Origin of the sequence: Agrococcus citreus (assembly GCF_039527715.1) — a bacterium.
Classification (GTDB): domain Bacteria; phylum Actinomycetota; class Actinomycetes; order Actinomycetales; family Microbacteriaceae; genus Agrococcus; species Agrococcus citreus.
Map to the genome: position 1 here is coordinate 386,565 of NZ_BAAAKK010000005.1, position 7,105 is coordinate 393,669.

At 71.3% G+C, this 7,105-nt stretch carries 8 protein-coding genes; 3 read left to right on the forward strand and 5 right to left on the reverse strand.

The annotated features are described in order from the left end of the window. The first annotated feature begins 333 nt into the window (after positions 1–333). Entirely contained in the window at positions 334–468 is a 135-nt protein-coding gene (locus ABD106_RS10675; protein ID WP_343921048.1) for a DUF1731 domain-containing protein, read from the forward strand. A 133-nt stretch (positions 469–601) separates the two neighbouring features. Here ABD106_RS10675 and ABD106_RS10680 read toward each other — a convergent pair whose 3' ends face one another. The 5 genes from ABD106_RS10680 to ABD106_RS10700 are packed head-to-tail and all read right to left on the reverse strand — an operon-like array spanning position 602 to position 5,120. After that, the gene (locus tag ABD106_RS10680) at positions 602–1,390 is read right to left on the reverse strand and encodes an IclR family transcriptional regulator (protein WP_343920186.1); all 789 of its coding nucleotides are present in this window, start codon (positions 1,388–1,390) and stop codon (positions 602–604) included. An 8-nt stretch (positions 1,391–1,398) separates the two neighbouring features. Then, the gene (kduI, locus tag ABD106_RS10685; RefSeq protein WP_343920188.1) at positions 1,399–2,232 is read right to left on the reverse strand and encodes a 5-dehydro-4-deoxy-D-glucuronate isomerase; all 834 of its coding nucleotides are present in this window, start codon (positions 2,230–2,232) and stop codon (positions 1,399–1,401) included. Positions 2,233–2,254: 22 nt separating this feature from the next. Next, positions 2,255–3,562 (reverse strand): TRAP transporter large permease, encoded by a 1,308-nt coding sequence (locus ABD106_RS10690; RefSeq protein ID WP_343920190.1) that lies wholly within the window; start codon positions 3,560–3,562, stop codon positions 2,255–2,257. Continuing rightward, entirely contained in the window at positions 3,559–4,095 is a 537-nt protein-coding gene (locus ABD106_RS10695; RefSeq protein ID WP_343920192.1) for a TRAP transporter small permease, read from the reverse strand. Before ABD106_RS10695 ends, ABD106_RS10690 begins: the two co-directional genes overlap by 4 nt. Continuing rightward, positions 4,095–5,120, reverse strand: a complete 1,026-nt coding sequence (locus ABD106_RS10700) for a TRAP transporter substrate-binding protein (RefSeq protein ID WP_343920194.1) — start codon at positions 5,118–5,120, stop codon at positions 4,095–4,097. Before ABD106_RS10700 ends, ABD106_RS10695 begins: the two co-directional genes overlap by 1 nt. Before the next feature lie 153 nt (positions 5,121–5,273). On the opposite strand from ABD106_RS10700, the gene ABD106_RS10705 reads away from it, so the two are divergent. Together ABD106_RS10705 and ABD106_RS10710 are read left to right on the forward strand one after the other, a co-directional pair. Further along, positions 5,274–6,296 carry a zinc-dependent alcohol dehydrogenase gene (locus ABD106_RS10705; protein ID WP_343920196.1) on the forward strand — a complete coding sequence of 341 codons (1,023 nt, stop codon included), beginning with the start codon at positions 5,274–5,276 and terminating at the stop codon, positions 6,294–6,296. Further along, positions 6,293–7,048, forward strand: a complete 756-nt coding sequence (locus ABD106_RS10710; RefSeq protein WP_343920198.1) for an SDR family oxidoreductase — start codon at positions 6,293–6,295, stop codon at positions 7,046–7,048. The genes ABD106_RS10705 and ABD106_RS10710 overlap by 4 nt, the downstream gene beginning before the upstream one ends. Positions 7,049–7,105: the final 57 nt, after the last annotated feature.

Sequence of the window (7,105 nt, forward strand, 5' to 3'; positions counted from 1 at the left end):
GACGCGGGCGTGCGCACGGCACTCATCCGCACGGGGCTCGTGCAGACGCCGCGCGGCGGGGTGCTGCAGGTGCTGCGCCCGCTCTACGCCGCGGGGCTCGGCGGCCCGCTCGCGGGCGGTCGTCACTGGCAGTCGTGGATCGACCTCGACGACCTCGTCGACATCTTCGCGAGGGCGCTCGTCGACGATCGCATGTCGGGTCCGATCAACGCCGTCGCGCCGCAGCCGGTTCGGCAGGGCGACTTCGCCGAGACGCTCGCCGCGGTGCTGCACCGGCCGGCGCTGCTCCCGACGCCCGCGATCGGGCCGCGCGTGCTGCTCGGCGAGCAGGGCATGCGCGAGCTCGCGCTCGCGAACCAGCGCGTGCTGCCGACGCGGCTCGACGAGCTCGGGCACCGCTTCCGCCGGCCCGTGCTCGAGGATGCGCTGCGGCACCAGCTGGGCAGGATGCGGGCCGCCGGCCGCTAGGCCCGCCCGCCCAGCCCCGGCCCGCACGCGGGGTGGTCACGACACGCCGCCCGCGCGATGGCCGGTGCGGCGTGTCGTGACCACCCGGCTGCCCGACCGCGGCGTGTCGTGACCACCCGTGCGCGGGCGGTGGTCAGCGGCGAGCGGGGGCGCCGAGCGCGTGCGAGATCGCGTCGGCCGCGGCGATCGCCTGCGGCGCGAACTGCTCGATGCTCGATCCCGGGTGCTCGAGCGCGATCGACGAGATCGACAGCCCGTGCGTCACACGACCCAGGTGGTCGCGGATGGGCGCCGAGACGCACACCGTGCCGCGCTCGTTCTCCCCGAGGTCCATGGCGTAGCCGCGCTCGCGCACGCGGGCGAGCTCCTCGTGCAGCCGCGCGGGGTCGGTGATCGTCTCGTCAGTGCGGGCCGGCAGCCCGACGTCGGCGATCAGCCGGTCGACCTGCTCGGGGCTCCATGCGGCGAGCACGGCCTTGCCCATGCCCGAGCAGTGCATCGGCATCGAGAGCCCGACGCGCGACCCCATGCGGTACGGCTTCGACGAGTCCGCGCGCAGCACGTAGACCATCTCGAAGCCGTTGACGACGCCCACGTGGATGGTGCAGTCGACCTCGCGGACGAGGTCGTCGACGATCGGCTCGGCGATGGCCGAGATGTCGAGCCGCGAGAGCGCGCTGCCGGCGACGCCGAGGAAGCGCGCGCCCGGCTGGTAGCCGCGCTCGCTGTCGCCGGTGATGAACTCCTGCTCGACGAGCGTCGCAAGGATCCGGTGGACCGTCGCCTTCGCGAGCCCGGTCTCCTCCACGATGTCGGTGAACCGGTCGTGGAGGATCGCCGCCTCGAGCACGCGGAGCGTCTTCTCGCTCGCGCCCACCGAGGGCGCGGGGCTGGTGTCGAGCGTGCGTGGCTCGGCCGTCATGGTCTGCCTCATCTCATGTCGACGATCGCGACGCCGTCCATGTCGTCGAAGGACTGGTTCTCCCCGGCCATCGCCCACACGAACGAGTAGTTGGATGTTCCCACACCAGAGTGGATCGACCACGACGGCGAGAGCACGAGTCCGCCGTCGCCGACGATGAGGTGCCGCGTCTCCTGCGGCTGACCCATGAGGTGCACGACGCGCGCGTCGGCGTCGACGTCGAAGTAGACGTAGAACTCCGTGCGGCGGTCGTGCGTGTGCGACGGCATGGTGTTCCACATGCTGCCGGGGTGGAGCTGCGTGACGCCCATGACGACCTGGCAGCTGCGCACGCCGTTCTCGTGGATGTACTGGTTGAGCGTGCGGCGGTTCGAGGTGAGCGGGTCGCCGAGCTCGCGCACCGTGCCCTGGCCGGGCTCGACGAGCGCCGTCGGGTAGGTCGTGTGGGCGGGCGCGGAGAAGCCGTAGAAGCGCGCGGGCGTCGCGGCGTCGTCGCTCTCGAACGAGACGTCGCGCACGCCGCGGCCGAGGTAGAGGCACGCGCCCGTCGCCATCGTGTGGCGCTCGCCGTCGGCGACGACCGTGCCGGCCGCGCCGATGTTGACGATGCCGATCTCGCGGTGGTCGAGGAACTGCTCGCTGCGGATCTCGGGCACCGCCTCGAGCGCGAGCGGCGCATCCGTCGGCACCGCGCCCACCGCGACGACGCGGTCGTAGTGCGTGACGACGGTGCGCACGCTGCCGGGCTCGAAGAGGTCCTCGACGAGGTAGCGGTCGCGCAGGTCCTGCTGGGTGGATGCGGGGATCTGGTCGGGCGACGTGGGGCCGTAGACGGCGTTCATGGTGCTTCCTTCCGGTCGGGGATCAGAGCAGGCCCATGAGGCCCGGGAGCCACAGGGACAGTTCGGGGACGAAGACGATGACGAACAGCATCACGACGAGCACGATGAGGAACGGCACCATCTTCACGATGACGGGCTCGAGCTTCGCCTTCGCCACCTGCGCGCCGACGAACAGCACTGGCGCCGATGGCGGCGAGATGACCGCGATCGAGAGGTTGAAGACCATCATGATGCCGAAGTGCACGGGGTCGATCCCGTACGAGACGGCGATCGGCAGGAAGATCGGGGTGAAGATGAGGATGGCCGGGGTCGGGTCGAGCGGGATGCCGATCAGCAGCAGCACGACCATCATGATGAGCAGCACCACCACCTTGGAGTCGGTCCAGCCGAAGAGCGACTCGGCGATCAGCTGCGGCAGCCGCGCGTAGGTCATGACGTACGACATGATCGTCGACACCGCGATGAGGAAGATGACGATCGCGCTCGTGCGGCACGCGTCGTAGAGGATGCGCGGCAGCTCCTTGACGGCGATCGTGCGGTAGATGAACGACAGCGCGAGCGCGTAGAGCACGGCGATCGCGGAGCCCTCGGTCGGGGTGAAGAAGCCGGCGACGATGCCGCCGATCGCGACCACGATGAGCCCGAGCGACGGGATCGCCCGCCAGAGCGTGCGCAGGATCTCGGCGAAGGGCGGCCACGGCTCGCCCTTGAGGTCGGGGCGGCGGCGAGCGGCGACGAAGACGACCGCGGCGCACGCGAGCGCCCACAGGATGCCGGGGATGTAGCCGGCGATGAAGAGGGCGCCGACCGAGGTGCCGCCGGCGGCGAGCGAGTAGACGATGAGCGTGTTGCTCGGCGGGATGAGCATGCCGGCCGGGGCCGATGCGATGTTCGCAGCAGCACTGAACGACTTGTCGTAGCCCGCCTTGCGCTGCATCGGCGCCATGGTCGAGCCGACCGCGGCGGCGGTCGCGACCGCGGAGCCCGAGACGGTGCCGAAGATCGCGTTCGCGATCACGTTCGTCTGCACGAGCGGCGCGGGCGTGCGGCCGACGAGCACGCGCGCCAGGTTGATGAGGCGCTCGGCGATGCCGCCGTTGTTCATGATCACGCCGGCGAGGATGAAGAAGGGGATCGCGAGCAGCGCGAACGAGTCGGCGCCGCCGATCATCTGCTGGGCGGCCGTGATGGCGCCGCGCTCGAAGTCGACGATGAGCAGCATGCAGAGCGCGCTGGGGAGCGCGATCGAGATGGAGACGGGCGCGCCGATCGCGAGCAGCAGCACGAGGCCGCCGATCAGGATGGCGCTGATGGTGCCGGGGTCGATCACAGCGAGGCCGCCTCGAGGTCCTCGTCAGGCTGTCCCACGTGGCCGACGTAGCGGCTCGAGAACGTCGTGACGATGTGGATGGTCAGGTAGATCGTCAGGAGCGCGCCCGAGATCGGGAGCACGAGGTAGAGCTGGCCCTGCGTGAGGGGCAGCAGCGGATTGCGCTGCCCCCACGCGAGGATCGACTGCTGCAGGCCGCCGAACACCATCACGTACAGCACGAACGAGAGCGTCGCGGCGTAGGCGAGGAGGTCGGCGACCCGCTGCAGGGAGCGCGGGAGGCGCTCGACGAGGAAGTCCATGATGACGTCCGCCTTCTCGCCCACCGCGATCGCGATGCCGATGAGGCTCACCCACACGAAGGTGTGGCGCGCCGCCTCCTCGGTCCACGCGCTCGGGTCGCCGAGCACGAGGCGGGTGAAGACCTGCCAGGCCACGAGCGCGACCAGGAGTGCGAAGAGCACCACGCACAGCGTGCGCAGGGTGTTGTCGAGCCAGGCCCTGGCCGTCGTCATGAGCTTCCGGATCGCCATCAGCCGCGCGCCGCCTCGATGGCGTCGTAGATGGCGCGGGTCACGTCGGTCGTGACGCGCTCCTCGTGCAGCGGCTGCACGGCCTCGCGGAACGCCTCGATGTCGACCTCGTTGACGGTCGCACCGGCCTCCTCGGCAGCGGCGGTCGCCTCGTCGACGGCGGCCGCGAACGCCTCGAGCTCGGTGTCGACGGATGCGTCGAGCAGCTCCTGGAAGATGCCCTTCGTCTCGTCGTCGAGCGCGTCCCAGACCGCGGGGCTGCCGATGAGGTAGTCGGGCATCATCAGGTGCTGGGTGAGGGAGTAGTACGGGGCGATCTCGTCGTGCGAGAGGCTCGAGTAGATGAGCGGGTTGTTCTCCGCGCCGTCGAGCACACCGGACTGGATCGCGGTGTACACCTCGCCCTGCGCCATCGGCGTGCCGACGCCGCCCATGAGCTCCATCATCCGCACGTTCGTGTCGGAGCCGATGACGCGGATCTTCTGGCCCGCGAGGTCGGCGGGCGTCTCGACCGGGCCGACGCTCGAGTACACGTTGCGCACGCCGCCGTGGTACGCCGCCATCACCTGGATGCTGTCGTCCGCGAGCGAGTCGTACAGCTCGCCGACGATCTCGCGGTCGTTGAGCACGCTCATCTGGTGCTCGGGCGACTCGTAGAGGTACGGCAGGTTCACGACCGAGAAGTCCGACTCGAAGTTCTCCAGCAGGCTGCCCGCCACCATCGCGAAGTCGATCGTGCCCGACTGCACCTGCTCGATCGTCGCGGCCTGGTCGCCGAGCGTCTCGTCGGTGTACAGCTCGAGCGAGTAGGCGCCGTCGGTGCGCGCCTCGAGCTCGTCCGAGAGCGCGATGAGCGCCTGGGCCTGCGGGTGGTTCACGTCCTGGTTGAACGCGACGCGGAACACGGTGGGGTCCTGCGCCCCGCCCTCCGCGGTGTCGCCAGCAGCGCCGCTCGAGCACGATGCGAGCGCCAGTGTCATGACCGCTGCGGCGCCGATGGCTCCGAGCATCCGTCGTCCCTGCATGGGTTCCTCCTCGTTGAGTGCCGGCCCGGTCGCACTTGCGCCGATGGGCGGGTAGGGGGCTACTCTAACCAGACAGAACCGAGTTGCGCCACACGGAACACGAAACAGAACCGAGTTTCGTCGCGCAGCCCCCAGCTCGAAGAGGAGACGGCGTTGCGAGCAGCGAAGTACATCGGCGGCGGACGCATCGAGGTCGGCGACGCCGAACCCACGGCGCCCGCGGCAGGCGAGGTGCGCATCCGCGTCGCCTTCAACGGCATCTGCGGCACCGACCTCCACATCGTGCAGGGGCACATGGATGCGCGCGTCGCGATGCCCGCGACGATCGGTCACGAGATGAGCGGCGTCGTCGAGTCGGTCGGCGACGGCGTCGAGCTCGCGCCCGGCACGCAGGTGACGGTCATGCCGCTGCGCTGGTGCGGCGAGTGCCCGGCGTGCGTCGCGGGTCACCAGCACATCTGCCAGCGCCTCGACTTCGTCGGCATCGACTCGCCCGGCGCGCTGCAGCAGCTATGGACCGTGCCGGCGTCGATCGTCGTGCCCATCCCCGAGCGCGTGTCGCTCCAGCACGCCGCGCTCGTCGAGCCGCTCGCCGTCGCGGTGCACGACGTGCGGCGCTCGCGGCTCGCCGCGGGCGAGACGGCCGTCGTCATCGGCGGCGGCCCCATCGGGCAGCTCATCGCCGTCGTCGCCCGGGCGACCGGCGCGACGGTCATCCTCGCCGAGCCCGACGCCGCGCGGCGCGCGTTCGCCGAGCAGCAGGGCGCGATCGTGGTCGACCCGATCGCCGGCGACCTCGCCGCGGTGGTCGAGGAGCGCACGGCCGGCGCTGGCGCCGACGTCGTCTTCGAGGTCGCCGGCACGCGCGGCACCGCGCTCGACGCGACCCGCCACGCCCGCACGCGCGGCCGCGTCGTCTTCGTCGCGATCCACCCGGAACCCGTGCCGGTCGACCTGCACCGCATCTTCTGGCGCGAGCTCGAGGTGCTCGGCGCTCGCGTCTACGAGCGCGAGGACTTCGAGCGCGCCGTCGCGCTGCTCGCCGAGGGCTCCGTGCCCGCGGATGCGCTCATCACTCGCGTCGTCGCGCTCGACGACACCATGGAGGCCTTCGACGCGCTGCTGTCGGCAGCGGCGATGAAGATCCTCGTCGACGTCCAGGGGGCATCCGCATGAGCATCTCGTTCGACCTGACCGGCACCACCGCCGTCGTCACCGGCGCCCGCCGCGGCATCGGCTTCGCGATGGCCGAGGCGCTCGCCGCCGCCGGCGCCGACATCGTCGCGGCCTCCGCGAGCCAGGAGGCCGACGGCGGCGCCATCGGCGAGCGCGTGCGCGAGCTCGGCCGCGCCTTCGAGGGCCACGCGGTCGACTTCCGCGACCGCGACGCCGTCGTCGCGTTCGGCGAGGCGGTGCGCGACCGCGCCGACATCCTGGTGAACAACGCCGGCACCATCCGTCGCTCGCCGGCCGCCGAGCATCCGCTCGAGTGGTGGGACGAGGTGCTCGACGTGAACCTGCGCAGCCAGTTCGCGCTCACGCAGACGGTCGCGGGCGGCATGCTCGAGCGCGGCTACGGGCGCATCGTCTTCACCGCGAGCCTGCTGAGCTTCCAGGGCGGCATCAACGTGCCCGGCTACACGGCCGCGAAGTCAGGCATCGCCGGCCTCGTGAAGGCGCTCAGCAACGAGTGGTCGGGCCGCGGCGTCACCGTGAACGCGATCGCGCCCGGCTACATCGCCACCGACAACACCGCGGCCCTGCGCGCCGACGAGGACCGCTCGAACGCCATCCTCGAGCGCATCCCGGCGGGCCGCTGGGGGCGACCGGAGGACCTGCAGGGCGCGACGGTCTTCCTCGCGAGCCCCGCGGCGGGCTACGTGACCGGCGTGACGCTGCCCGTCGACGGTGGCTGGATGGGCCGATGACCGTCGCGCTCGGCGGCGTCGTGCCGCTCGCCACAGTCGCCGACGAGGCCGCCGCCG

Coding starts and splice junctions, on each gene's coding strand:
- ABD106_RS10695 (WP_343920192.1), bottom strand. CDS start 4,095: ATGGCGATCCGGAAGCTCATGACGACGGCCAGGGCCTGGCTCGACAAC.
- kduI (WP_343920188.1), bottom strand. CDS start 2,232: ATGAACGCCGTCTACGGCCCCACGTCGCCCGACCAGATCCCCGCATCC.
- ABD106_RS10700 (WP_343920194.1), bottom strand. CDS start 5,120: ATGCAGGGACGACGGATGCTCGGAGCCATCGGCGCCGCAGCGGTCATG.
- ABD106_RS10710 (WP_343920198.1), top strand. CDS start 6,293: ATGAGCATCTCGTTCGACCTGACCGGCACCACCGCCGTCGTCACCGGC.
- ABD106_RS10680 (WP_343920186.1), bottom strand. CDS start 1,390: ATGACGGCCGAGCCACGCACGCTCGACACCAGCCCCGCGCCCTCGGTG.
- ABD106_RS10675 (WP_343921048.1), top strand. CDS start 334: ATGCGCGAGCTCGCGCTCGCGAACCAGCGCGTGCTGCCGACGCGGCTC.